Genomic DNA, 25449 nt, shown 5'->3' with positions numbered 1-25449 from the left:
TGCTCGCCGACCCGGAGGGCACTCGGATCATCGGCGCGGACGAATCGACGTTCCTCGACCCGGCGACCAGTTTCGACGAGCGGTTGCGGAGGTTGGCGGACAGTGAATCAACGCCTCGGGGGCGCCGGAGGCCAATGATCGCCGCGCTGGCCGGTAGCGCGACTCTGGTCGCCGCCGTCGCGGTCGGTGTCGTACTGACGAAAAGCGATGGCGCGGCGGCGGACATGGTGAATCCACTCGCGAAGGTCGATCTCACCAAGCTCCGCTCCACCGACTGGTGCGCGGTGATGAAGGAGCCCCTCGTCCCGTCGCTCGGCGAGTGGACGACGAAACCCGAGTCGGCGGAGTGGGGCTCGTGCACCGGCACGGCCGGTAGACAACGATTCGAGCTGCGCGTGGCGCGCCTGGAGGGCTACCGGGACAACGGTGACCGAGTCTCGGGTGTTCCACTTCTCGAGGATGTGGCCGCGGAGAAGGAAGGTTGTGCGAGGGCCTTGGTTCCCGCGCCCATGGAGCCGCAATTCGGAATCACCGTGCGGGTGCAGGGCGAACAGCCTGGCGACAAGCCCTGCGATGTCGCGGAGAAGGCAGCCGCGGCGGTTGCGGATCGCGCCGAGAACGGGCTACCCCTGCTGCCGGACATCCGAAACTCCCTTGCTCGACTCGATCCGTGCTCCCTGGTGCGACCGAGCGAGATCAAGCTATCGGTCGGCCCAAAGGTGCCCGGCACTCCGGATACTGCCCATTCCTGCACCTGGTTCGGCGTCAATTCGCTGACGTTGACCCTCGAACGCACCGAACCGTTCGTGGACCCCACGAAACCGATAGCGGTCGAGGCGGGCGGCGGCCGGGTCGTCTATGTCGACGAGAACGAGCTGAGCGGTACGGAATGCACCAGGCGGGCCATATACCGGGTGGTGGATGCCGACACCGCCGAGGTGGTTCGGGTCCGGATGATCAATCCGTCCGATGTCCGTCCTGAGGGTAAATGCCTTGCCGCGGTAGACATTGTGGACCATGTCTACGCCAACCTGCCCCCGAAGGTGAGCCGATGACCCGATCTGCGCATCGATCGATCTGGTTTGTCGCGCTAGCGGCGCTCGTCCTGCTGACCGGGTGCTCCTCGACCGTGCCGGGCGCGGGAGTGCCGGGTGAGATCGACGTACGAACCTTGGACACCGGCCGCTTCCCGACCACGACGCCGACCCTCTCCGCCGCTCTTGTCCAGCCCGATTACCTCGGAATCGAGGCGGCGCGAATGGCCGACGCGGTGCTCAGTCCTTTCGAAGTCGACCCGAAATACGCGCTCGGCGCCACCGCGAGTGCGCACACGCGTCCTGATTCGGTGGTCCGGTACTTGTTCGATTCCACCGTTCCGGTATTGCGGAAACACGGGATGGTCCTCGGGTTCTCGACTGCTTCGGCGGATACCCAAGTGCCGCCGGAGAAGGCGTTGCACGATACAGCCGGTCAACGGCGTGAGGGACTGACCGTGACCGTGACCCGGTTCCCGGACGAGGGGTCGGCCACGGCGGCGGCGGTCGAACTCGACGCGGTCGACTCGGTGGCCGATCCGAACAACGTCCCGGTGAGACTCCCGAAGTACCCGCGAGCGGCGGCCCACTGGCGGCCCACCTTTCCGACGCTCGGCAGTACGACGCCCCACGGCCCTTTCGTGATCAGCGTTTACGCGGTGACCCGCAACACGGATCTGAACTTGTTGATCGGGATGACCGAGAAATACCTCGAGGCCGAGATCGCGATGCTGGACACCTTCGAACCGACTCCGATCACGGAATTGCGCAGACTGCGTCAGGATCCTGACGGCATGCTTGCACGCTCACTGCATGATGGTGGCGTGGTCGGGCGGCCGGACGGCAACAGCGAAGTGGTGTACACGACGCGGGGCTACCTCAATTTCGTCCTCGATCAGGTGGGCAGGTCGAGGGCGTTGCGCGATGCCGGAGTGGACCGGGTCGCCGTCGCTCCCATGACTTTCTTGTTCCGGACCCGAGACGTCGACGCGGCGAAGCGGTGGGTGCGAGAATCCGCCGAACTGGGCGATCCCGCCGAGCGTCGCGTCGTCGATCCACCGGAGGATGTGCCGGGCGCGTCGTGCGTCGAGGACCTATTCACCATTGCCCCGCAACGATTCCGGTGTTTTGTCGCCTACGGACGCTACGGTGCGCTGCTTCTCGGCACTCGACTGTGGGAAACCAAGCAACGGGCCGCCGCGCAGTTCGCCTTGCTGGCGAATTCCGGCGGCCGATAAACCGATGAACTCAATAACCCTGGTATGCGCCACCCGCGCGCAGTGATACCAGGCCTGGCACGTTGTGCACGGATCCGTAGCGGTCGACCGCATATCGGACTCCTGCCACGATATTGTCGACCGGGTTCCAGATATCGTCGTGACCAGGAGCTTTGTAGGAGTTGAAAGTCGGGTCGATTGTTTGCATCACGCCCTTGGACGGAATTCCCGCCGCCGCATTCGAATCCCAGCCGTTGAATGCGTGTGGATTGTCGCCCGACTCCCGTCGAATGATTTCCGAGATATCGGCGACCAGATTGGGATCGCTGGTGTCGTAGCCCATTTCACGCAGAATCTTCAGCGCTTCCTGGATCCACTGGGCTTTGTCGCCGGTCGGCATGGGCCCGACCGGGCCGCCTGAACTCGTGCTGCCCGACGGTGTGCCGTTCCCGCCGGAACCCGACGACATCACATACTGCGGCTTGCTCGGGCGTTGCGTGGTGGGCGGGGTGGTGGCGGCCGGGGTGGTCGGTGCAGGCGCGGGGACGAGTTCGGTGTCGGCGAGGCCGTCGAGGGCCGATCGGAGCTTGGTGACGGCGGTGTCGACCTTGCGTTGCGCCTCGGTGGCCACGGACTCGGCGGTCTGCAGGGCCGTGGTGATCTGGGTTTCCCAGGTCGCGGCGTCGGCGCGGATGCGAAGGCGCAGATCGTCGGCGGCTTGGCCGGTGAGGTCGCGGAGCAGTTCGTCGGTGCGCGCGGTGGCGTCGACGGTGCCGTTGTCGTTCACCGTGAAGCCCGCGATGAGGCCCATGCCCTCGGCGGGGACGGGACCGGCGCTGGCGGCCTGATCGCGCAGGCGCAGGACGTTGGATTTGGCTTCGGTCAGGTTGCCGACCTCGGCTTCGAAGGCGGTGGCGAGCTCGAGCAGCGCCGCGCTCACCGCACCCGAGCGGATCTTCTCGGTGTCCATCCGCTCGTTGGCGGCGTCGGCGGCGGCGCCGGACCACACCTTGTCGGTGCCGAGCCGGGCGGTGTCGTCGGAGCCCTTGCGCACCGCCGCGTCGAGCTTTTCGGAGAGTGTGCGCGCGTTCGCGCCCGCGGTACCGACCTGGGCGGGCTCCCAGGCGGCGACGTTCCCGATCGTGAGTGTCATGGCAGCGCGATCGTGCGGAGGCGGGTCGCGAAATCCTCCTCGGCGACCTCGTAGGCGCCCGCCGCGGTGCGGGTGCTCTGCGCGACCTTGTCGAGGCGGTCGGCGATGCGGTGCAGGCACTGATTGGTCAGGTCGGTGGCGCGGCCCGCCGAGTTGCCGAAGCTCGTGCCCTGCAGCGCCGAGACGGCGGGATTGAACCCGTTGCCGATGTTGAGCCCGCGAATCAGGCCTGCCTCGCCGCCGAGGTTGTTCGCGAACGTTTGCAGCGCTTGCGGATTCACCTGTAGCTGCGGCGCGGACTGCGGTCCGTCGACCATGGAAAACCCCCTTCTCCCCGACCTGAAAGTCGCGGCCAGCATAGCAAAATCGTTATGTTGGTCACGGTGTCATCGATGACGACCGATGTCGTCGAACGGACAGAGAGGTCGGCACATGCGCGCAGCCCAGGTCAGCAAGCTGGAGGGACCGGAAGCGGTCGAGATCGTCGAGATTCCGGAGCCCGCGTCGTATCCGGGCGGCGTGGTCATCGACGTGCACGCGGCGGGCGTCGCCTTCCCCGACGTGCTGATGACCCGCGGGCTGTACCAGATGAAACCGGAGCTGCCGTTCGTGGTGGGCGGCGAGGTCGCGGGCGTGGTGCGCGAGGCGCCCGCCGACGCGCACGTGCGGCCCGGTGACCGGGTGGTCGCGCTGACGCTGCTCGGCAACGCCATGGCCGAGGTCGCGGTGGCCCCCGCGCAGATGGTGTTCAAGCTGCCGGACAACATTTCGCTGGAGGCGGGCGCCGGCATCCTGTTCAACGACCTGACGGTGCACTTCTGCCTGCGCAACCGCGGCAGGCTGGCCAAGGGCGAGACGGTGCTCGTGCACGGCGCCGCGGGCGGCATCGGCACCTCGACGCTGCGCATGGCGGCGGCGCTGGGCGCGGGCCGGGTGATCGCCGTGGTGAGCACGCCGGAGAAGGCCGAGGTGGCCAAGGCCAACGGCGCCACCGACGTGGTGCTCGCCGACGGCTGGCTGGCCGCGGTGAAGGAGCTGACCGGCGGACGCGGCGTCGACATCGTGCTGGACCCGGTGGGCGGCGACCGCTTCACCGACAGCATTCGCTCGCTGGCCTCGGCAGGCAGGCTGCTGGTGGTCGGCTTCACCGCCGGTGAGATCCCGACGGTGAAGGTGAACCGCCTGCTGCTCAAGAACGTCGAGGTGGCGGGCGCGGCGTGGGGCGAGTGGGTCATGACCCACCCGGGCTACCTGGCCGAACAGTGGGCCGAGGTGGAGCCGCTGCTGGCCTCCGGCGAGATCGCGCCGCCGCATCCGGTGCTCTACCCGCTGGACCGGGCCGCCGAGGCCGTCGCCTCGCTGGACAACCGCACCGCAACCGGAAAGGTCGTCGTCACCCTGCGCTGAGCGCGGCGGTCGCTGTCATCCCATGACGCTTTCTCACCGGGTGTTGAACCGGACCTTGTTGCAGCGCCAGCACCTGCTGGCGCGTTCGTCGCTGACCGTGCCGCAGATGTGCGATCACCTGGTCGGCCTGCAGGCGCAGGACGTGCCGCCGCCGTTCATCGGATTGTGGAGCCGCCTGGCGGATTTCGACCCGGAGGTGGTGTCGGCGGGACTGGAGGACCGCTCGCTGGTCCGGATCACGTTGATGCGCGGCACCATTCACCTGGTCACCCCGCCGGACGCGCTGGGCATCGCGCCGCACATCCAGCCGGAGCTGGAGAAGGTCCCGTTCCGCAAGGGCTTCAACTACGGCGCGATGATCGGCCTCGACCCGGACGAGGTGCGGGCCCGCGGTGAGGAGACGCTCGGTGACGAGCCGATGCCCGCCGCGGAACTGCGCGCCCGCGCCGCGGCGCTGTGGCCGGACCGGGATCCCGGCGCGGTGGTGCAGACCTGGCTGTATCAGCTGCCGGTCCTGCAGACGCCGCCGCGCGGGAAGTGGAAGGACAACAGCCGTCCGGTGTGGTCGCGGGTCCAGCCGTGGCTGGGTGCGCCGCTCGATCCGAGCTACCCGCTCGCGGAGTTGCTCGTCCGGTATCTGCGCGCGTTCGGCCCCGCGACGACCATGGACATGCAGGCATGGTCCAAGCTGACCGGGCTGAAGAAGGCCGTCGACGCGCTGGGCGAGCGGCTGCGCACCCACACCGACGAGCGTGGCCGCACCCTCTACGACCTCGCCGACGCCGAATTGGCCGACCCGGAGCTGCCCGCACCGGTCCGGCTGCTCGGCTGGTACGACAACGCCGTTCTCTCGCACCAGGATCGAAGCCGGATCGTCCCGGATGGTGCGACCCCGACGCTGCGCGCTTTCGCGACGGCGGTGTCTCCGGTGCTGCTCGACGGCTTCGTCGCGGGGTTGTACAAGATCTTTCCGCAGTCCGGCGTCGCGCGGCTGCGGGTCAGCCCGAGCCGCGCGTGGTCGGCCGCCGAGCGAGCCGAGGTGGAGGCCGAAGCCCTTGCGCTGCTTGCCTTCCTGGAGGGCGACAAGCGGCCGAGCGTGGAGATTCTTGAGGTAGGCGCAGATCTGCGGCCGTGAAACGGGCGCTTCAGCGTTCGTGGGATTCCCGGTACGCGGGGGCCTTGCTGCTTCCGGTCGGCGTCAGCGTGCGCAGCAGCGGCAGCGTGCGCCGCGGCACCACCGTGGACAGCACGATGACGCTGTGCGAACGATCTACCGAACCGGTCCGGTCGATGCTGAGCAGTACCGATTGCAGCCCGGCGTGCGAGTCGGCGCCGATACGGCACAGCACGTCGCCCGAACCGGTCGTCGCGTACGCCTCCAGCACGCCGGGGATGGCCGCCAGCTCGGCGGCCACCGTGTCCAGCGCGCCTTGCGCGATCTCCAGTGTGACGAAGGCCTGGACGTCGAAACCCGCTGCGGTGACGTCGATCTGCGGATCGTAGGAGGCGATCACACCGGCTTCCTCCATGCGCCCGATGCGCGACTGCACGGTGGCTCGCGCCACCCGGGTGCGCCGGGAGAGCTCGAGGATTCCCGCCTTCTGGTGCTCGTGCATCGCGGTCAGGATGGCGAGGTCGAGTTCGTCCAGCTTCGCCGGGGTGCGTGACATGGCGACCTCCTGTGGGGGCGCGAACGTGGCAGCATGACCGTTCGATTCGTACTATTCAAATTGTCCAGCATTCCGCGGGATGCGCTAGCCGAATCCGCCACTGTGTCTACCGAAAATCAGGGCAGTTGCCTACCGGTCGGCGGCGGATATTTGCTTGATTCATGACCATCGAGCACCTGCCGACCGACGGCGAGCTGCGCGGGCTCGTCGGACTGGTCGACCACGACGACAGCATCGACCCCTTTCCTGTGATCGGCTGGGACGCCCTGGTCTGGGTAGTCGGCAACGCGACGCAGACCGCGCACTTCCTGCAATCCGCGTTCGGGATGCGGCTGGAGGCGTACTGCGGCCCGGAGACCGGCAACCGCGACCACAAGGCGTATGTGCTGCGCAGTGGCGCCGCCCGCTTCGTCGTCACCGGCGCGGTGCATCCGGACAGCCCGTTGATCGGCCACCACGATCGGCACGGCGACGGCGTGGTCGACATCGCGCTCGAGGTGCCCGACGTGGACCGCTGCATCGAGTGGGCGCGCACCCACGGCGCCACCGTCCTGGTCGAGCCGCACGACGAGACCGACGACTGCGGCACGATCCGCACCGCGGCGCTGGCCGCCTACGGCGAGACCAGGCACACCCTCATCGACCGTTCCAACTATTACGGTCCGTATCGGCCGGGTTATGTGGCTCGCCGCTCCGGCTACCAGCCGCGCCCGGGCGCGCCGACCCGGCTGTTCCAGGCCATCGACCACGTGGTCGGCAACGTGGAGCTCGGCATGATGGACCACTGGGTCGAGTTCTACCGCCGCGTCATGGGTTTCACGAACATGGCCGAATTCGTCGGCGACGACATCGCCACCGAGTACTCGGCGTTGATGAGCAAGGTGGTGGCCAACGGCAACCACCGGGTGAAGTTCCCGCTGAACGAGCCGGCCGTCGGCAAGAAGCGCTCCCAGATCGACGAGTACCTGGACTTCTATCGCGGGCCGGGCGTCCAGCACATCGCGCTGGCCACCAGCGACATCCTCACCTGCGTCGACAACCTGCGCCGTGAGGGCGTGGAATTCCTGGAAACCCCCGACACCTACTACGAGGACCCGGAGTTGCGCGCGCGCATCGGCCGGGTGCGGGTGCCGGTGGCCGAGCTGCAGCGCCGGGGCATCCTCGTCGACCGCGACGAGGACGGCTACTTGCTCCAGATCTTCACCAGGCCGCTGACCGACCGCCCCACCGTCTTCTTCGAAATCATCGAACGGCACGGCTCCCTCGGCTTCGGCAAGGGCAACTTCAAGGCGCTGTTCCAGGCGATCGAGCGCGAACAGGCGGCGCGGGGGAATCTCTAGGTCTAGCGACACGAACGGCGCGGTCGAGACCGGCGAACGGCCGGTGAATTCGTTCGAACTTCGTGGCCGCGTCGGCACTGTTGGTGCCGGACGCGGCCACGCTGTGTTCACGCCGAGCTCTGGTGGGCTGTGCTCACGAGGAGCTCAGTCGCACCGAGGGCCCCTGCGAGCCGAGAGGATCAGGGCTCGGCAGGGAACAGAAGCGCCCACCTGCCGTCCGGAAGCTGCTTGCAGAAGAAGCGATCACCGTGGGAATCGGTGTATCCCTTCTGCCGTCCCTCCCGCACGCAGGTGCTCGCGTCGTCGTAGATGCCACGAATTCCACCGACCGCCGCCGCCGTTCCGGTCGACCCGGCGACGACAGCGCCCGTCGTCAGCAGTGCGAGCGCCGAGTACGCAATGAACTTCATGTGAGAACCCCCCGTTGATGTGTGTTCGCACCGGGTCTCGCGGCTGCGTGACCCGGCTTGTCTCTCCGACCCTCCCGGGCGGATTTCATTCGGCAGAAGACGCCTTTCGGCTGTGGCAGTGGACGGCCACGCGACCGGCCTGTCTTCGTCGGATGCCCCCCGGCATGATCAGTAGTGCCGAAAAGCGTTCTGATTCGACGCATTTCGACGACCGCGAGCATACCCGGGTACGGCGGTCGGCGGCAACGATGCGCCGCCGGTCCCTCGGGGCCATGCCTTCGCGACGGCCCCTCGGTAGAGTCGTCAGCATGGTGTGTTCACGAAGCGTGGTCCGGCTGGATCGCCATCGCGCGGGCACCCGGGCGCCGGTGGTTTTCCGGGTTTCGCTGTCGAAAGAGGTGTCGTGATCCCTTCCTGGAAGGTTCGCGTTTCGGCGGTGGCGATCGCTTCGATGCTTCTGTCCGCGTGCGGGGCCGGTGACGGAGGGGATTCGGACAACGCGCCGCTGCGCCCGCCGCCCAAGGTCGCGGCCCTCGGCCCGTTCGTCGGCGAGTGCGGTCACGTCACCGACGACGAGGTGCGTGACCTCGGGGGGCTCGGCCGGATCTCGCAAGTGTTCCGTAACTCGGTCGGCTGCAATTGGCAGTCCGCCGGGGCCAGTTCGCCGAGCGTGACGTTCGCGTCGTACCGCGGCAGTCCCATCGACCGCGAGCGGGCGTGGGTTTCGCTGCAGGGGCGTGGACCGGAGGTGATCGAAGTGGGCGGCAGGCGTGGCTTCCAGGCGTTGGATCCGAGCGGGCGCGTGTGTGACCTCGCCGTGCAACTGGACGACGATTTCTTCGAGTGGTCGACATTCGTCGGAAGTTTCTCCGAGGTGAGCGGCAACCCCTGCGACCGGATGCGGCAACTGGCCGGCCTGACCCTGCAGAGGTTGGGATGATGGCCGGGTGGCGCCGCCGCGTCGCGGGCGTGACCGCGGCGCTGGCCATGACGGTCGTCGCCGCGGCGGGCTGCGGGCAGACGATCCCCGGCGTGCCCGAGCCGGTCGGCGCGAGCGAGCCCGCGAACACCAATTTCGACAAACTGCTGCGCGAGTGCGAGGTCGTCGACGCCGCCAAGATCGGTGAGATCGTCGGCAAGGCTCAGATCGTCGAAGGCTCCTTCCTCGGCGCAGTGTGCATGTGGGACATTCACGACGCACCGGGCGGAATGGCCATGGTGACGCTCAACTGGTACGAGCTCGGCACGCTGAACAACGAGAAGATCACCAACGACAAGCTGGGGTATCTCTCGGAGAGCGTGATGGTGCAGAGCAGTCGCGCGTTGCAGACGAGGCGGCCCAACGACCCGCACTCGTGCGGTGTCAGCGCGAGCGCGGCCGACAGCGGCGTGGTGGGTTGGTGGATCAACTACCGACCCGGTTCCGCACATCCGGATCCGTGCGCGGCGGCCAAGGCTTTGCTGGAGCTGACTTTGAATCTGGCCAGGTAAAACGGTATCCATACCGACCCCACTTTGACCCTGCACGAATCTCACGAGTATCGTGGATCGCTGTGCCCGGAAGCATGCGGGCAAGTTCGTGCGTAGGACGTAGGCCAGCGAGAGCGGCCGACCTTCCCGGCATGCCCGGAATATGGGTTCTTTCCCGCGCGCGACACGCCCGACCTCGGGACGCGAGAAACGTGGTTGGACGTGCGAGTGAATGCTCGATGAACGGCGGTGCGAGCGTCGGAACCGGAGGCCGAAGGCCTGCGTGACCGCGTAGGGGCCGACGTGCACGCCCCGCCAATTGAACACAGACACGAAGTCCAGACAACCGCGTTAGACAACAAGGAAAGCCGGTCTATGCCAACCATCAACCAGCTGGTCCGCAAGGGTCGCCGTGACAAGGTCGCCAAGACCAAGACCGCGGCCCTCAAGGGGAGCCCGCAGCGTCGTGGCGTGTGCACCCGCGTGTACACCACGACCCCGAAGAAGCCGAACTCCGCGCTGCGTAAGGTCGCGCGTGTTCGCCTGACCAGCGCGGTCGAGGTCACGGCTTACATCCCCGGCGAGGGCCACAACCTCCAGGAGCACTCGATGGTGCTCGTCCGTGGCGGTCGTGTGAAGGACCTCCCCGGTGTCCGCTACAAGATCATCCGTGGCTCGCTGGACACCCAGGGTGTGAAGAACCGCAAGCAGGCCCGCAGCCGCTACGGCGCCAAGAAGGAGAAGAGCTGATATGCCGCGCAAGGGCCCCGCTCCCAAGCGTCCGTTGATCAACGACCCGGTCTACGGGTCGCCGCTGGTCACCCAGCTGGTCAACAAGATCCTGCTGGACGGCAAGAAGTCGACCGCAGAGCGCATCGTGTACGGCGCGCTCGAGCAGGCGCGCGACAAGACCGGCACCGACCCGGTCGTCACCCTCAAGCGCGCCCTCGACAACGTCAAGCCGTCGCTCGAGGTGAAGCCCCGCCGCGTCGGTGGCGCCACCTACCAGGTTCCGGTCGAGGTTCGTCCCGGCCGTGCCAACACCCTTGCGCTGCGCTGGCTGGTCAACTTCGCCCGCGCGCGTCGTGAGAAGACCATGGTCGAGCGTCTGGCCAACGAGCTGCTGGACGCCAGCAATGGTCTGGGCGCTTCGGTGAAGCGTCGCGAGGACACCCACAAGATGGCCGAGTCGAACCGGGCGTTCGCGCACTACCGCTGGTGATTGTCGGCCGGCCCGTCGCTCGTGTCGGCGCCGGAAGGCTCACAGTCGCGAGGGTGGCACTTCGGTGCCCCTTCCGGCGTTGACATAGTGAGACCCGACAGGGTCTGGAACCCGAAGATCCCAACTAGCTACGAGCGGGGAAGATTTCCGTGGCACAGGACGTGCTCACCGACCTGAACAAGGTCCGAAACATCGGCATCATGGCCCACATCGATGCCGGTAAGACCACCACTACCGAACGCATCCTCTTCTACACCGGTATCACCTACAAGATCGGTGAGGTCCACGACGGCGCGGCCACCATGGACTGGATGGAGCAGGAGCAGGAGCGTGGTATCACCATCACCTCCGCGGCTACCACGTGCTTCTGGAACGACAACCAGATCAACATCATCGACACCCCCGGGCACGTCGACTTCACCGTCGAGGTGGAGCGTTCGCTGCGCGTGCTCGACGGCGCCGTCGCGGTGTTCGACGGTAAAGAGGGCGTCGAGCCGCAGTCCGAGCAGGTGTGGCGTCAGGCCGACAAGTACGACGTGCCGCGGATCTGCTTCGTCAACAAGATGGACAAGCTCGGTGCGGACTTCTACTTCACCGTGCGCACCATCAAGGAGCGCCTCGGCGCCAAGCCCCTGGTCATCCAGCTGCCGATCGGCGCGGAGGACACCTTCGAGGGCATCGTCGACCTGGTCGAGAACAACGCCAAAGTGTGGCGCGGTGAGACCAAGCTCGGCGAGCAGTACGAGGTCACCGAGATCCCGGACGACCTGAAGGAGCAGGCCGAGCAGTACCGCCAGGAGCTGCTCGAGACCGTCGCCGAGTCGGACGAGGCGCTGCTGGAGAAGTTCTTCGGCGGCGAGGAGCTCACGATCGAGGAGATCAAGGGCGCCATCCGCAAGATGACGGTGAACTCCGAGCTCTACCCGGTGCTCTGTGGTTCCGCGTTCAAGAACAAGGGCGTGCAGCCCATGCTCGATGCGGTCATCGACTACCTGCCCTCGCCGCTGGACGTGGAGGCCACCACCGGCCACGTGCCCGGCAAGGAAGAGGAGCTGCTGACCCGCAAGCCGAGCGCCGACGAGCCGTTCGCGGCGCTGGCGTTCAAGATCGCGGTGCACCCCTTCTTCGGCAAGCTGACCTACGTCCGCGTGTACTCCGGCAAGGTCGACTCCGGCGCCCAGGTCATCAACTCGACCAAGGGCAAGAAGGAGCGTCTGGGCAAGCTGTTCCAGATGCACTCCAACAAGGAGAACCCGGTCGGTGCGGCCTCCGCCGGCCACATCTACGCGGTCATCGGCCTCAAGGACACCACCACCGGTGACACCCTGTGCGATCCGCAGAACCAGATCGTGCTGGAGTCCATGACCTTCCCGGACCCGGTCATCGAGGTCTCCATCGAGCCGAAGACCAAGTCCGACCAGGAGAAGCTGGGCACCGCGATCCAGCGTCTCTCGGAAGAGGACCCGACCTTCTCGGTCAAGCTGGACCAGGAGACCGGCCAGACCGTCATCGGCGGCATGGGCGAGCTCCACCTCGACATCCTCGTTGACCGCATGAAGCGCGAGTTCAAGGTCGAGGCGAACGTCGGCAAGCCGCAGGTGGCCTACCGCGAGACCATCACCAAGAAGGTCGAGAAGCTCGAGTTCACGCACAAGAAGCAGACCGGTGGTTCCGGCCAGTTCGCGAAGGTGATCATCGGCCTCGAGCCGTTCGTGGGCGAGGACGGTGCGCACTACGAGTTCGAGAACAAGGTCACCGGTGGCCGCGTGCCGAGGGAATACATCCCTTCGGTCGACGCCGGTGCCCAGGACGCCATGCAGTACGGTGTGCTCGCTGGCTACCCGCTGGTCAACCTGAAGGTCACCCTGCTCGACGGTGCCTACCACGACGTCGACTCGTCGGAAATGGCATTCAAGATCGCCGGCGCGCAGGCTCTGAAGGAAGCGGCCCGTAAGGCCGGTCCGGTGATCCTCGAGCCGATGATGGCTGTCGAGGTCACCACGCCCGAGGATTACATGGGCGACGTGATCGGCGACCTGAACTCCCGCCGTGGCCAGATCCAGGCCATGGAGGAACGCAGTGGTGCCCGTGTCGTCAAGGCGCTGGTTCCGCTCTCGGAGATGTTCGGTTACATCGGTGACCTGCGGTCGAAGACCCAGGGCCGGGCGAACTACTCCATGGTGTTCGATTCGTACGCGGAGGTTCCGGCCAACGTGTCGAAGGAGATCATCGCCAAGGCGACCGGCGAGTAATCGAATCGGGGCGTGGTGTGAGCCGCGCCCCGGTCAACCGGGCGTCAGCACGACCCTGTAAGTAAAAACCCGCACTGCTGCAACTGCACGCACCAACAAGTCCAGGAGGACACCACAGTGGCGAAGGCGAAGTTCGAGCGGACGAAGCCGCACGTCAACATCGGCACCATCGGTCACGTCGACCACGGCAAGACCACGCTGACCGCGGCGATCACCAAGGTGCTGGCTGACAAGTTCCCGGATCTGAACGCGGCGTTCGCGTTCGACCAGATCGACAAGGCGCCGGAGGAGAAGGCTCGTGGTATCACGATCAACATCTCCCACGTCGAGTACCAGACGGACAAGCGCCACTACGCGCACGTCGACGCCCCGGGTCACGCCGACTACATCAAGAACATGATCACCGGTGCGGCGCAGATGGACGGCGCCATCCTGGTGGTCGCCGCCACCGACGGCCCGATGCCGCAGACCCGTGAGCACGTGCTGCTCGCCCGTCAGGTCGGCGTGCCCTACATCCTGGTCGCGCTGAACAAGTCGGACATGGTCGACGACGAGGAGATCCTCGAGCTCGTCGAGATGGAGGTCCGCGAGCTGCTGGCCGCCCAGGAGTTCGACGAGGACGCGCCGGTCGTGCGTGTCTCCGGCCTGAAGGCGCTCGAGGGTGACCCGAAGTGGGTCAAGGCCGTCGAGGATCTTATGGACGCGGTCGACGAGTCGATCCCGGAGCCGGTCCGTGAGACCGACAAGCCGTTCCTGATGCCGGTCGAGGACGTGTTCACCATCACCGGTCGTGGCACCGTCGTCACCGGTCGCGTCGAGCGTGGCGTGATCAACGTGAACGAGGAAGTCGAGATCGTCGGCATCCGTCCGGAGAAGACCAAGACCACGGTCACCGGTATCGAGATGTTCCGCAAGCTGCTCGACCAGGGCCAGGCGGGCGACAACGTCGGTCTGCTGGTTCGTGGTATCAAGCGCGAGGATGTCGAGCGCGGCCAGGTCATCGTGAAGCCGGGCACCACCACCCCGCACACCGATTTCGAGGGCCAGGCGTACATCCTGTCGAAGGACGAGGGTGGCCGCCACACCCCGTTCTTCAACAACTACCGCCCGCAGTTCTACTTCCGTACCACCGACGTGACCGGCGTCGTGACCCTCCCCGAGGGCACCGAGATGGTCATGCCGGGCGACAACACCGAGATGAGCGTCAAGCTCATCCAGCCGGTCGCCATGGAAGAGGGCCTGCGCTTCGCGATCCGCGAGGGTGGCCGCACCGTCGGCGCCGGCCGCGTCACCAAGATCATCAAGTGATTCCCTGAATCACCGATCTCCCAACGGCGCCGCTCCGCAAGGAGCGGCGCCGTTCGGCGTTTCGGGGGTAATTCGATGGACGGTGGGGTGGGTGGGGCGGTAGACAAGGGGCATGGTTACTTCGGGTCCGCGAGCGCGGGGGTAGGTCGGCGGCGTGTCTTGGGCGCCGGGCGGCGCCGCGCGACACGATGCTCGTGCCGTCACCGGAGCGCAACAACTAGGCGAGCGTCGAACTTTCGACGAAACTAGTTGATGGACTGGGGGATTCCCATGACGCGTGGGATACAGACCGATCTCGGCCGGGTACGCAATATCGGCATCATGGCGCACATCGATGCGGGCAAGACGACGACCACCGAGCGAATCCTGTTCTACACCGGCGTGACTCGCAAGATCGGCGAGGTGCACGACGGCAACGCGGCGATGGACCGCATGGTGCAGGAGCGCGAGCACGGCATCACGATCGCCGCGGCGGCGACGACCTGTTTCTGGCGACAGCACCAGATCAACATCATCGACACGCCCGGCCACGTCGACTTCACGGTCGAGGTGGAGCGTTCGCTGCGCGTGCTCGACGGCGCCGTTGCGGTGTTCGATGCCAACGAGGGCGTCGAGCCGCAGTCCGAGCAGGTGTGGCGTCAGGCCGACAAGTACGACGTGCCGCGGATCTGCTTCGTCAACAAGATGGACAAGCTCGGTGCGGATTTCGCATTCACCGTGCGGACCATCGCGGAGCGTCTCGGTGCGCGGCCGCTCGTCGTTCAGCTGCCTATCGGCGCGGAGGACGCCTTCGCGGGCGTCGTCGACCTGGTCGAGTGGCAAGCGATCGTGTGGCAGGACGATACGGATCTCGGTGCGCGCTACACCGTCACCGACATCCCGGCCGAGCTGCGCGAGCGAGCCGAAAGCGCCCGCGAGACAATGCTCGAAGCCCTCGCCGACACCGACGAGGAACTGCTCGAGCGGTATCTCGCCGGTTCACCGACGGCCGCGGAGATCAAGGCCGCCATCCGGCGGTCGACGGTCGGCTCGAAACTCTATCCGGTGCTGTGCGGTTCGGCCTTCAAGAACAAGGGCGTGCAGCCGATGCTGGACGCGATCGTCGACTATCTGCCCTCGCCCCTGGACGGCGGCGGCGTCGACGGTCACCTGCCCGGCGACGAGGCTGCCGTCGTGCACCGCGAGGCAAGCGAAGACGCGCCCTTCGCGGCGCTGGCGTTCAAGGTCGCGGCGCACCCGTACTTCGGCAAGCTCACCTATCTGCGGGTGTACTCGGGACGCGCCGAAACCGGTGCCGTCGTGCTGAATTCGACGAACGGAGGAAAGGAGCGGCTCGGCAAGCTCTTCCAGATGCACTCGAACATCGAGCGCCCGATCGCGGCGGCGTCGGCCGGTCACATCTGCGCGGTGATCGGACTGAAGGACACCGCGACCGGCGACACCCTGTGCGACCCGCACGACCAGATCGTGCTGGAGTCGATGACGTTTCCCGATCCGGTGCTTCAGGTCTCGATCGAGCCGCGAACCAGGGCTGACCAGGACAAGCTGAGCGAGGCGATTCAGCGTTTGGCGGAGGAGGATCCGACGTTCGCGGTGCGGGTCGATGCCGAGACCGGGCAGACCGTCATCGGCGGCATGGGCGAGCTGCACCTGGAGATTCTGCTCGACCGGATGCGGCGCGAGTTCGGGGTCGCGGCGAATATCGGTGCGCCACAAGTCGCCTACCGCGAAACCGTCACCGCCGCGGTGGACCGGCTCGAGTGCACCCACCGCAAACAGGTGGGCGGACGCGGCCAGTTCGCCAAGGTGGTGCTGGCGTTGGAGCCGTTCACGGCCGACGACGGCGCGAGCTACGAATTCGAGAGCCGGGTGAGCGGCGGGCGGGTGCCGAAGGAGTACCTGCCCGCGGTGGACGCCGGTGCGCAGGACGCGCTGCGCAACGGCGTGCTGGCCGGGTACCCGGTGTTCGGCGTGCGCGTGGTGCTGCTCGATGGTGCGGCGCACGTGCAGGATTCGTCCGAGCACGCGTTCCGCGTCGCCGCCGCACAGGCGGTGCGGGAGGCGCTGGTGCGAGCGAGGCCCGCGTTGCTCGAGCCGGTCATGGCGGTCGAGGTCGTCACCCCGGACGAATACCTCGGCGAGGTCATCGGTGATCTGAACGCGCGACGCGGGCGGATCCAGGACGTGGCGCAGCGCGGCGGCGCGCGGGTGGTGCGGGCGCTGGCTCCGTTGACGGAGATGTTCGGCTACATCGGTGATCTGCGGTCGAGGACGCAGGGCCGGGCGAACTACGCCATGGTCCTGGATTCCTACGCCGAGGCGCCCGCTTCGGTCGCGAACGGGGTCATCGCGGGCCGAGGCCGGTAACTGGTGAACGGCGCCGTTCCGAGGAACGGCGCCGTTCACGTGTCGTAAGGGTGTGTCGCAACGATGGATTCGGTTCGCGCGATGCATCGACTATCGACCCGGAGTCGCCGAGGAGAGGATGCGGTTACCGATGAGCAACGACCGATGCACCGAGTGTGGACGTCACGGAATCCCTATCCTCTACGGCCTACCCTCGCCCCATGCCCGCGTCCTGGCGGCCGTGGGGCTGCTCCGGCTCGGCGGTTGCGTCGTCACCGACGACGATCCGAACTGGGTCTGCCGGTCCTGTGCGCACGTGTGGATCGATCCGGAAGGGGCGCTGCGCGAGCTGTATCTGCTTTTCGGACGACCGCGCCGAGATATGCCGCGGTCGTCCTGAACGGAGAGACGACCGCCCGTCGGATACGCCTGGCCCTGCCGACGCGAGCTGGATGTTCGCGCTTCTGTCGGAGCGGACCGATACGGTCGACATGTCGAGCCGTCGCCGCATCGAGCCGTCGCAGCCCAATGGAGGGAAGCATGAGCAAGTCCGCACACATCGATCTCGATATCGTCGAGGGTGCGTTGGAGCACGGAATGCCCTATATCGCTTTGGGTTCCGGCCGTCCGCTGGTGTTCCTGCGCTGGTTCACCCCCGACCATGCCAATCCGACGGGGTGGATGCGCGAGTCCGAGATCAAGACGCTCATGCCGCTGGCGAGGCAGGCGCGGGTGTACGCGGTGAACAGGGCGCCCGGCATGAGCGAAGGCACCACGATGGCCGATATCGCGGCCCAGCACGCCGACGCACTGCGCGCCGAATTCGATACGCCCGTGGACATTCTCGGTATTTCCTCCGGCGGATCGCTGGCATTGCAATTGGCCGCCGACCATCCCGATGTCGTCCGGAAGCTGGTCGTGGGGGCCTCGGGCTTTCGTCTGGAGGAGAAGGCGCGCGTCGCGCAGCTGAACTACGCCGAGGCCGCCGCCGAGGGCCGCAGGGCGTTGCACTACATGATTCCCGCGCCGACCTCCATCACCGCTCACCTCACCAAAGGCGTCATGTGGCTGTTCGATCCGCTCGCGCGCCCGAAGAACCCGTCCGACACCCTCGCCTTCGTCCGCGCCGAGGACGCCTTCGACCTCTCGGCCCGCCTCAGCGAAATCACCGCCCCGACACTCGTCGTCGGCGGCGAACACGACGAGTTCTACTCCACGGCAACCTTCCGGCGCACCGCCGACGGCATCCCCGATTCCCGCCTGATCATCTACCCCGGCGCCTCCCACATGGGCACTGTCAAACACCCCCGCTTCGCCCCCGACCTCCTCGAATTCCTCTCGGCCCCGACCGAATAGCTCCGTCGGGGCCGGCTCGAAGTGGAGCACACCGATCAGGGGAGGAGCTTGAAGCCTGGCGTGTGCCGGGGCGTCACAGCATGGAAGTGACGGTGATCCAGCGATGCGATCTCGACCGTGTCGAGGCGCTCGGCCACGGCGATGACCGAGGCATCGGCTACGCCGAGGGGCAATCCCCGGTACTGCGTCATCAATTCGGCCATCCGATGCAGATCGGCGTCTGTGATGTCGATCTGCGTCAGATCACCTGCCGCGATCGCCACAGCGCATCCTTGGCGCGTGCGCCGAGGTCTGTCCACGGACCGTCGAATGTCCGTAGCACCGAGAACCGCTCGGGGCGGGGGTGGACCAGTCGTAGCACGTGGCGGCGCACCTCGTCGGCCTGGCTGGGATTCAGCTGGTCGATGAGCGCGTGAAGCTCGGAGTAGTCGCGCGCGGCGGTCACGGTTCTATGCTCCGGCAGGTGCCGCGTTCGACCGGCCGTTGTGCTGTCGACTGCGGCGCACGGACGGCCGGAGTGCAAGTGGATCTCACTAACCGAGGTGGGTCATGCCCGCGGCGACGACCTGGGCGACGTTGAGGATTTCGTCGGCGGTGGGGAGGGGGATGCCGTCGAGGGCGTGCAGGCGGTCGGTGCTGGCGATGGCGAACATGGCCGAGACCCAGGCGGCGGCGCAGGCGCGGAGGGTGCCGGGGCGGACCGGAGTCGGCGCGCTGGCCTGGAGGACGCGGACGGTCACGTCGAGGAGTTGGCTACGCAGGTGGCGGAGCTGGCGGCGCACGTCGGGATGGGTGTCGGCCTCGCGCCACATGATCACGCGCAGCACCGAGGAATGGTGGTCGCGCAGATTCAGCGCGGCGTCGAGGTTGACCAGGCTGGCGGCCGGATCGCCGGGGGCGACCACGGCGCCGATGTCAGCGATCGGATGCGCGGGCATGCGCTCGGTCATGAGCGCGGAGAGGATCGAGTCCTTGGTGGGGAAGTAGTAGAAGACCAGACCTTTCGGCACGCCCGCGTCCGCGGCGATGGCCGCCGTCGCAGTGGCGTCGAATCCTTGTGCCGCGAAGAGACTTTCGGCGGCGTCCAGGATGAGTTGCCGGGCGTCGCCGTCGATCTTGGCGCTGCGGCGGCGCCCGGTCTTGGTCGAGCCCGGTCGTCGAGCCGCGCGACGACCGGGTGTCGGCATCTGCATCAGGGGTGCGTCCTCGTTGCCGTCCGGCCGCGGGCGGGATCGCGGTGCGGGATTCGCCCGTCATGCATCAGTGGTGCGGAGCCATTCCTCCGGTGGTCCGGTGCATGCGCGCCGTGACCACGGGCAGCGCCGCGACCGCGACGACCACCGTGACCACGCCGACGATCCATGCGGTCCAGGATGCACCGCTGTACTCGGTGAAGTCCATCGCCCACGGCGAGATGAACAGCAGCGCACCGAACAGGCCCATCGCGTAGTCGGCCATCGCCATGGCGGGCCGGGCCATCTGGGCCAGGCCGGTGAGCGCGATCAGGACGCCGAGGACGATCAGCGTCCACATGGCCCTGTCGTTCGTGTCCACCCACAAGGGGGACAGTGCGGTGAAGATTCCGAGTATGACGGCGAGCAGGTCCTGCGCGCGACTCTCGGTGAACATGGTGTGCCTCCTCGGCTCGAAATATGCCCTGACCTCGGTATAGTCCTGATTGACCGCCCGATCAATAGCTGAACGGACACGATTGCGCGGCAATCATCGACCTGGCGAAAGTGACTGCCGCCACAGCAAAACTTGACCAAGCAGACGCTAGGGTGAGGGTCGTGTCAACGGAGGAAGGGGTTGTCGCATGACCGCGCCGATCGTGATCGTCGGGGCCGGACTCGCCGGGCTGCGCACCGCCGAGGAACTGCGTCGCGCCGGATACACCGGCGGTCTGGTGCTGATCGGCGACGAGTCGCGCCTGCCGTACGATCGCCCGCCGCTGTCCAAGCAATTCGTCCGCGGCGAGACCGACGACACCACGCTGCGCCCCGCGGAATTCTTCGACGAGAAGCAGATCGATCTGCGCCTGTCCACCACGGCGACAGCGGTGGACACCGCCGCCCGCCGCATCACCCTGGCCGACGGCGGCGCCCTCGACTACGACCACCTCGTCATCGCGACGGGTCTGCGTCCGCGCCTGCTGCCCGGCCTACCCGAACTGAAGGGCGTGCACGTGTTGCGCGGGCACGCGGACGCCGCCGCGCTGCGCGCCGAATTGCGCGGCGCCACCAGGGCGCTCGTGGTCGGCGCGGGTTTCATCGGCTGTGAGCTCGCGGCCAGTTTCCGCGCGTGCGGCGTCGAGGTGGTGCTGGTCGAACCGCAGCCGACTCCGCTGGCCTCGGTGCTCGGCGAGCAGGTCGGCGCGCTGGTCGCCCGCATGCACCGCGCCGAGGGCGTCGACCTGCGCTGCCACACTGGGCTGGACACCTTCCTCGGTGACGAGGCGGGCCGGGTGCGCGGCGCCCTGCTGTCCGACGGCGCGGAGGTGCTCGCCGATCTCGTGGTGGTCGGCATCGGCTCGCGCCCGGTCACCGAATGGCTGACCGACTCCGGCATCGCGCTCGCCGAACCCGCCGATGGCGGCGGCGTGCTCGCCGACGAGGTGGGCCGGACCTCCGCCGACCGGGTGTGGGCGGTCGGCGACGTGGCCGCGTGGCGGCACGAGACCGGCGAGCGCAAGCGGGTCGAACACTGGACCAACGCGGGCGAGCAGGCCAAGTTGCTGGCCTGCGCGCTGCTCGGCGCGGAACCGCCGACCGCGGCGCGGGTCCCGTACTTCTGGAGCGACCAGTACGACGTGAAGATCCAGGCACTCGGCACCCCGAGCGCCGCCGACGAGGTCACCGTCGTCGCCGACGACGGCCGCAAATTCCTCGCCTACTACGCCAAGGACGGCGTCCTGACCGGCGTCGTCGGCGCGGGAATGACGGCGCAGGTCATGAAGGCCCGTGCGAAGATCGCCGCGGCGGCGCCGGTCGCCGACCTGCTCGCCGCCACCTGAGACCGTGCGGAGCCGTTCGGGCCGGGAGGTACTCCTGTAATACGGTGGTCGATGTGATCGTCGCGCTCATCGACTCGGGGCTGGGATTGCTGCCAACGGCCGCATGGCTGCGCAAGCTGCGGCCGGACGTGGACCTGCTGCTGCAGCTCGATCCGGACGGCGCTCCGTGGGGCCCCAAACCCGAGCGCTGGACCGTCGATCGGGTGGTCGGCGCGGCCCGCACGTCCATCGAGTCGGGCGCCGAGGTGATCGTGCTGCCCTGCAACACGGCCAGCGTGACCGCGCTCGAACAGGTGCGCGCGGACGTCGGCCCCACCGTGCCGGTGATCGGCACCGTGCCCGCCATCAAGCCCGCGGCCGCGGCCTGCCGCTCGGTCGCGGTGTGGGCCACGGCGGCGACGACCGCGAGCAAGTACCAGGCCGACCTCATCGCGGCGTTCGGGGGCGACGCGAAGGTGGTCGGCGTGGCCTGCCACGGACTCGCCGACGCGATCGACCGCGGCGACCTGGTCGCCGCCCGCGACTCCATCGCCCGCGCCGCCGAGCAGACGCCCGACGACGTTGAAGGCGTGGTGCTCGGCTGTACGCACTATCCGCTGGTCATCGATGCCATCGTGGCGGCGCTGCCGATCGGTGTTCGCCTCTTCGACAGCGCGCAAGCCGTTGCCGCGCAGACCATTCGGCGGATGGACGCGCTCGGCAGGCCGACCACCGGCAACGGCGTGGTGCGGGTGTTGAACAGCGGACGGCCCGGTGCACTGCCCGCCAGCGCCGCGGCTTTCGAGTCGGGACGCATTCTCGGCGCACAGGTCTGATCGTCGCCGGCGTCTCCCCGGCCGCAAGCGCCCGCTCGTTGAACGGGCTGTGGTGATCTTCCGATCGGGTTGCCCGTGCACGAGCCGGAAGCGGCATCCGGCCGGACTGGAGCACGCGCCCGCGACGGCGAGCGCTCCGATGGTGAGGCGAGCGCGGTGGCGAAGCCTCGGCCTCGGCAGATGTCCGGTCGTAGGTCGCTCGTGTTGAATGGGCGTGCGTCGGTCGACGGCGCTGTGCCGAGGGATGGGAGCAGTCGATGATCGCAACGGCGCCGACCGCGGCTGATGTCCGGCAGGCACTCGCGGAGGCGGCCGACCCCGCGGATGCGATCCATCTTCAGCGCTTCTTCAAGACCGGGCCCGGGGAGTACGGCGAGGGCGACGTGTTCATCGGGGTGCGTGTCCCGACGACGCGCACGATCGCCAAACGCTTTGCCGCTCTCGACCTCACCGAGATCGACGACCTGCTCGACAGCGCCGTGCACGAGGAGCGCCTTGCCGGTCTGGTCATCCTGAACGCCCGCTTCGCGAAGGCGGCCAAGCCGCGCACGCTCGACGTGGCGGAGCAAGAGAAGATGGTGCGTCTGTACTTGGACGCCGTGCACCGCGGCCGGGTGAACAACTGGGACCTGGTCGACGCCTCCGCCGAGAACGTCCTCGGCCCGTGGCTACTCGACCGGCCGCGTGATCTGCTCTTCGAGCTGGCCGCCGCGGACTCGCTGTGGGAGCGCCGCGTCGCCCTGCTGACCACCTTCGCGTTCATCAAGGCGGGTGATGCGAGCACAACGTTCCAGCTCTGCGAACAACTCCTGGCCGACCGCCGCGACCTCATCCAGAAGGCGGTCGGCTGGATGCTGCGCGAAGTCGGCAAGCGAATCGACCGCGCCCTGCTGACCGGCTTCCTGGACGAACACGCGGCACGGATGGGCCGCACCGCGCTCAGCTACGCCACCGAACACCTCGACGCCGCCGAGCGCAGCGCCTACCGTTCGGCGCGCTGAGCGCACACTCAGCGCGCAGGCCGAAGACCCGGACGCCGTCACGGTCGGCGCTCGGAGCGCAGATCGGACACCGCACGCACGGTCGGCGCGCTGAGCCCAGGCCGAACACCGCACAGACGATCGGCGTGCTGAGCGCACACCCGGATCAGCGCGCAGGCCGCGGACCCGGACGCCGCCACGGTCGGCGCTCGGAGCGCAGATCGGACACCGCACGCACGATCGGCGCGCTGAGCCCAGGCCGAACACCGCACAGACGATCGGCGTGCTGAGCGCACACCCGGATCAGCGCGCAGGCCGCAGACCCGGACGCCGCCGTGGTCAGCGCTGCGGAGCGCAGATCGAACACCGTATGCGCGATCGGCGCGCTGAGCCCAGGCCGGACCCGGTATGCACGGTCGGCGCTGAGACCGGGCCAAAGGCCGCGCACGGTCAGCGCTCGGAGCGTCGACCAGGCCCGCGTGCTGAGCCCGACTCAGAACTGGATGCGCAACCGATCGGTGACCGGCCGGGCCTGGCAGCCCAGGATGTACCCGTTCTCGATGTCCTCCGGATCGAGGATCTCGGAGTTCTCCATCTCGACCTTGCCCTCCAGCACCGTGCAGGCGCAGGAGCCGCACTCGCCCTCCTGGCAGGAGTAGGGCACGTCGAGTCCCTTGGCGAGCATGATGTCGACCAGCGTCTGCTTGCGCGGCCAGCTCAGCTCGTGCACCTCGCCGTCGAGTTCCACCTCGACGGTCGCCGCGTCGGCGGCCTCCTCGTCGCTGACCTCGACCGGCGCCTGGTCGGCGAACGGGTCGCCGGCAAGGGAATTGAACACCTCGGCGTGCGTGCGCGAACGCGAGACGCCGAGCTGGCCGAGCGCGTCGTGCACCCGGTCCATGAACGGCTTCGGGCCGCACATGAATGCCTCGTAGCCGGTGTAGGGCGCGACCAGAGTGGCCAGCGTGTCGGCGGTCGGCAGGCCGAGCAGCGGTTCCAGCCAGTGGATCACGACGAGCCGCTGCTGGTGCTTGTCCACGAGTTCGCGCAGCTCGCTCGCGAAGATCACGTTCTCCGCGTCGCGGTTGGCGTAGACGAGCACGATCTTGCCGTTGCCACGGGCCAGCGCGGATTTGAGGATGGACATCACCGGTGTGATGCCGCTGCCCGCGCCGAACAGCAGCAGGTTCTCGTCGAGGTTCTTCGGGGTGAAGACGCCGGAGGGCGGCAGCACCTCGAGCTGATCGCCCGCTTTCACGTTGTCGCACACCCAGTTCGAGCCGTAGCCGCCCTCGGTGCGCTTCACGGTGACCTTGGGCTGGTCGTCGGTGTGCGGCGAGCTCGCCAGCGAATAGCAGCGAGCCACCGAGCCGGTGCGGTCGCTGGGGATACGCAGCGTGAGGAACTGGCCCGGCTTGTACTCGAACTTCTCCCGCAGCTCTTCCGGGACGTCGAAGACCAGCGAGCTGGTGTCGGCCGTCTCGGTGATGACGGCGGCAACCCGCAGCACGACCGAGCGCGAGCCGTGGGGAACTTCGACGGTTGTCATGACGTCCTCTCGAATCCGGCATCGTCGGCGACCGTGCGAACAGCGGCCGGCGACAAAACTAGAACGTGTTTCAGTTTCATCGTACGTCGCGGTCCGGCTGGTGGACAAGCTGGGCCTCGAGACCGGCGATCAGCACCTCCATGCCGAAGTCGTAGGCGTACTTGCCGCGCAGGTCTGCGATGTACTTGGTGGCCCGCTCCACCGACTCGGGCAGCGTGACCTCCGACAGCGGAGCCCGGTCGCGCGGGTTCACCCGGCTGCGGCCGAACAGGTAGGTGTGGATCGTCGCGTAGGCGGCGAGCACATTGCGGTCGGAGAACCCGGCCTCGAACAGGATCTCCATGATGGCGGCGATCAGGTCGAGCTGTTTGCCCAGCATCTGCTCGATGAGCACATCGCCGAGCCCGGGGTGCTTGCGCAGTTTCTCATCGATCTGATCGATGAGATCGCGCAGGCGCTGCTGCCACGGCCCGGATTCCGGCGGTGGCTTGCGCACGCCGGCGAGCGCGGCGCTGGCGACGAGGTCGAGCAGCTCGCGTTTGTCGGCCACGTAGTAGTACGGCGCCATGGGGGAGACGCCGAGTTCGCGGGAAAGTCGCCGCATGGACAGCTTTTCCACGCCATCCGCGCGAACCACCCGCAGCGCGGCCTCCACGATCTCGGACTCCGACAGAGTGTTTCCGCCCCCGTTCGCCTGCATTCGTCCGACTCCCATGCCACCTCTACTGCCGCGGGCATGTGCCGCCCGTCACGTTCTGTTCAGCTGTGCTACACCCGAAGTCTAGAGCGCCACGGTAGGGGCGGGTGGCGGCGCGGGCGGTGGTCGCGTACCGCGGCGGTGCGGCGTGGTGATGCGGTGGAGCCCGGCGGCGAGGGAAGGAGGGGTCCCGTCGATTGGAACGTGTTT

The 25449-nt window shown here is 67.6% G+C and carries 27 protein-coding genes; 17 read left to right on the top strand and 10 right to left on the bottom strand.

The annotated features are described in order from the left end of the window. The first annotated feature begins 134 nt into the window (after nt 1-134). Complete coding sequence (locus tag ACRWNM_RS08685; protein WP_431965290.1) at nt 135-1055, top strand: hypothetical protein; 921 nt, start codon at nt 135-137, stop codon at nt 1053-1055. After that, nucleotides 1052-2272, top strand: a complete 1221-nt coding sequence (locus tag ACRWNM_RS08680) for a DUF7373 family lipoprotein (protein WP_431965288.1) — start codon at nt 1052-1054, stop codon at nt 2270-2272. Before ACRWNM_RS08685 ends, ACRWNM_RS08680 begins: the two co-directional genes overlap by 4 nt. Before the next feature lie 10 nt (nt 2273-2282). Here ACRWNM_RS08680 and ACRWNM_RS08675 read toward each other — a convergent pair whose 3' ends face one another. Together ACRWNM_RS08675 and ACRWNM_RS08670 are read right to left on the bottom strand one after the other, a co-directional pair. Then, on the bottom strand, nt 2283-3404 hold the full coding sequence (locus ACRWNM_RS08675; RefSeq protein ID WP_431965286.1) for a transglycosylase SLT domain-containing protein: 1122 nt from the start codon (nt 3402-3404) through the stop codon (nt 2283-2285). Further along, nucleotides 3401-3721 (bottom strand): WXG100 family type VII secretion target, encoded by a 321-nt coding sequence (locus ACRWNM_RS08670; RefSeq protein WP_431965284.1) that lies wholly within the window; start codon nt 3719-3721, stop codon nt 3401-3403. The genes ACRWNM_RS08675 and ACRWNM_RS08670 overlap by 4 nt, the downstream gene beginning before the upstream one ends. A 115-nt stretch (nt 3722-3836) precedes the next feature. On the opposite strand from ACRWNM_RS08670, the gene ACRWNM_RS08665 reads away from it, so the two are divergent. Further along, nucleotides 3837-4811 (top strand): NADPH:quinone oxidoreductase family protein, encoded by a 975-nt coding sequence (locus tag ACRWNM_RS08665; protein WP_431965282.1) that lies wholly within the window; start codon nt 3837-3839, stop codon nt 4809-4811. A 22-nt stretch (nt 4812-4833) separates the two neighbouring features. Next, nucleotides 4834-5946 carry a winged helix DNA-binding domain-containing protein gene (locus ACRWNM_RS08660; RefSeq protein ID WP_431965280.1) on the top strand — a complete coding sequence of 371 codons (1113 nt, stop codon included), beginning with the start codon at nt 4834-4836 and terminating at the stop codon, nt 5944-5946. Nucleotides 5947-5956: 10 nt separating this feature from the next. Here ACRWNM_RS08660 and ACRWNM_RS08655 read toward each other — a convergent pair whose 3' ends face one another. Next, on the bottom strand, nt 5957-6481 hold the full coding sequence (locus ACRWNM_RS08655; protein WP_431965278.1) for an Lrp/AsnC family transcriptional regulator: 525 nt from the start codon (nt 6479-6481) through the stop codon (nt 5957-5959). Between the two features lie 161 nt (nt 6482-6642). On the opposite strand from ACRWNM_RS08655, the gene hppD reads away from it, so the two are divergent. Then, nucleotides 6643-7821, top strand: a complete 1179-nt coding sequence (gene hppD, locus ACRWNM_RS08650) for a 4-hydroxyphenylpyruvate dioxygenase (protein WP_431965276.1) — start codon at nt 6643-6645, stop codon at nt 7819-7821. Between the two features lie 179 nt (nt 7822-8000). Here the strand turns inward: hppD and ACRWNM_RS08645 are convergent, their stop codons facing one another. Continuing rightward, nucleotides 8001-8231 (bottom strand): hypothetical protein, encoded by a 231-nt coding sequence (locus tag ACRWNM_RS08645; RefSeq protein ID WP_431965274.1) that lies wholly within the window; start codon nt 8229-8231, stop codon nt 8001-8003. A 451-nt stretch (nt 8232-8682) separates the two neighbouring features. On the opposite strand from ACRWNM_RS08645, the gene ACRWNM_RS08640 reads away from it, so the two are divergent. The 9 genes from ACRWNM_RS08640 (at nt 8683) to ACRWNM_RS08600 (ending at nt 18185) form a co-directional block, all read left to right on the top strand. Beyond that, complete coding sequence (locus tag ACRWNM_RS08640) at nt 8683-9171, top strand: DUF3558 domain-containing protein (protein WP_431965272.1); 489 nt, start codon at nt 8683-8685, stop codon at nt 9169-9171. Beyond that, a complete protein-coding gene (locus ACRWNM_RS08635) occupies nt 9171-9722 on the top strand; it encodes a DUF3558 domain-containing protein (RefSeq protein ID WP_431965270.1) in 552 nt (183 codons plus the stop codon). The genes ACRWNM_RS08640 and ACRWNM_RS08635 overlap by 1 nt, the downstream gene beginning before the upstream one ends. 354 nt (nt 9723-10076) lie before the next feature. Continuing rightward, nucleotides 10077-10451, top strand: a complete 375-nt coding sequence (gene rpsL / locus ACRWNM_RS08630) for a 30S ribosomal protein S12 (RefSeq protein WP_014353064.1) — start codon at nt 10077-10079, stop codon at nt 10449-10451. A 1-nt stretch (nt 10452) separates the two neighbouring features. Next, a complete protein-coding gene (gene rpsG, locus ACRWNM_RS08625) occupies nt 10453-10923 on the top strand; it encodes a 30S ribosomal protein S7 (RefSeq protein WP_067838240.1) in 471 nt (156 codons plus the stop codon). A gap of 149 nt (nt 10924-11072) precedes the next feature. After that, the gene (gene fusA / locus ACRWNM_RS08620; protein ID WP_431965268.1) at nt 11073-13175 is read left to right on the top strand and encodes an elongation factor G; all 2103 of its coding nucleotides are present in this window, start codon (nt 11073-11075) and stop codon (nt 13173-13175) included. Between the two features lie 117 nt (nt 13176-13292). Beyond that, nucleotides 13293-14483, top strand: coding sequence for an elongation factor Tu (gene tuf / locus ACRWNM_RS08615; protein ID WP_431965266.1), 1191 nt, complete (start codon nt 13293-13295; stop codon nt 14481-14483). Nucleotides 14484-14753: 270 nt separating this feature from the next. After that, a complete protein-coding gene (fusA, locus tag ACRWNM_RS08610) occupies nt 14754-16850 on the top strand; it encodes an elongation factor G (RefSeq protein WP_431965264.1) in 2097 nt (698 codons plus the stop codon). 130 nt (nt 16851-16980) lie between these two features. Next, complete coding sequence (locus tag ACRWNM_RS08605; protein ID WP_431965262.1) at nt 16981-17229, top strand: hypothetical protein; 249 nt, start codon at nt 16981-16983, stop codon at nt 17227-17229. A 140-nt stretch (nt 17230-17369) separates the two neighbouring features. After that, nucleotides 17370-18185: an alpha/beta fold hydrolase gene (locus tag ACRWNM_RS08600; RefSeq protein WP_431965261.1), complete on the top strand. Its 816-nt coding sequence runs from the start codon at nt 17370-17372 to the stop codon at nt 18183-18185. A gap of 35 nt (nt 18186-18220) precedes the next feature. Here ACRWNM_RS08600 and ACRWNM_RS08595 read toward each other — a convergent pair whose 3' ends face one another. The 4 genes from ACRWNM_RS08595 to ACRWNM_RS08580 form a co-directional block, all read right to left on the bottom strand. Further along, nucleotides 18221-18448 (bottom strand): hypothetical protein, encoded by a 228-nt coding sequence (locus tag ACRWNM_RS08595; protein ID WP_431965259.1) that lies wholly within the window; start codon nt 18446-18448, stop codon nt 18221-18223. Further along, nucleotides 18424-18630: a hypothetical protein gene (locus ACRWNM_RS08590; protein ID WP_431965257.1), complete on the bottom strand. Its 207-nt coding sequence runs from the start codon at nt 18628-18630 to the stop codon at nt 18424-18426. The genes ACRWNM_RS08595 and ACRWNM_RS08590 overlap by 25 nt, the downstream gene beginning before the upstream one ends. A gap of 88 nt (nt 18631-18718) precedes the next feature. Next, nucleotides 18719-19372, bottom strand: coding sequence for a TetR/AcrR family transcriptional regulator (locus ACRWNM_RS08585; RefSeq protein WP_431965411.1), 654 nt, complete (start codon nt 19370-19372; stop codon nt 18719-18721). 73 nt (nt 19373-19445) lie between these two features. Next, nucleotides 19446-19814 carry an SPW repeat domain-containing protein gene (locus ACRWNM_RS08580; protein WP_431965255.1) on the bottom strand — a complete coding sequence of 123 codons (369 nt, stop codon included), beginning with the start codon at nt 19812-19814 and terminating at the stop codon, nt 19446-19448. 187 nt (nt 19815-20001) lie between these two features. Here ACRWNM_RS08580 and ACRWNM_RS08575 point away from each other — a divergent pair, with 187 nt between their 5' ends. The 3 genes from ACRWNM_RS08575 to ACRWNM_RS08565 all read left to right on the top strand — a co-directional run bounded on the left by ACRWNM_RS08575 (nt 20002) and on the right by ACRWNM_RS08565 (nt 23014). Beyond that, on the top strand, nt 20002-21198 hold the full coding sequence (locus ACRWNM_RS08575; RefSeq protein WP_431965253.1) for an NAD(P)/FAD-dependent oxidoreductase: 1197 nt from the start codon (nt 20002-20004) through the stop codon (nt 21196-21198). Between the two features lie 53 nt (nt 21199-21251). Beyond that, nucleotides 21252-22013, top strand: coding sequence for a glutamate racemase (locus ACRWNM_RS08570; protein ID WP_431965409.1), 762 nt, complete (start codon nt 21252-21254; stop codon nt 22011-22013). Between the two features lie 257 nt (nt 22014-22270). After that, nucleotides 22271-23014, top strand: a complete 744-nt coding sequence (locus ACRWNM_RS08565) for a DNA alkylation repair protein (RefSeq protein WP_431965251.1) — start codon at nt 22271-22273, stop codon at nt 23012-23014. A gap of 472 nt (nt 23015-23486) precedes the next feature. Here ACRWNM_RS08565 and ACRWNM_RS08560 read toward each other — a convergent pair whose 3' ends face one another. Together ACRWNM_RS08560 and mftR2 are read right to left on the bottom strand one after the other, a co-directional pair. Beyond that, nucleotides 23487-24542 carry a 2Fe-2S iron-sulfur cluster-binding protein gene (locus ACRWNM_RS08560; protein WP_431965249.1) on the bottom strand — a complete coding sequence of 352 codons (1056 nt, stop codon included), beginning with the start codon at nt 24540-24542 and terminating at the stop codon, nt 23487-23489. Nucleotides 24543-24618: 76 nt separating this feature from the next. Then, entirely contained in the window at nt 24619-25257 is a 639-nt protein-coding gene (gene mftR2 / locus ACRWNM_RS08555) for a mycofactocin system transcriptional regulator MftR2 (protein ID WP_431965247.1), read from the bottom strand. Nucleotides 25258-25449 lie beyond the last annotated feature (192 nt).

It is taken from the genome of Nocardia sp. bgisy134, from assembly GCF_965341865.1.
Taxonomy (GTDB): domain Bacteria; phylum Actinomycetota; class Actinomycetes; order Mycobacteriales; family Mycobacteriaceae; genus Nocardia.
Note: the sequence above shows the minus strand (reverse complement) of the source record. Positions and strands in the feature narration are given on the sequence as shown.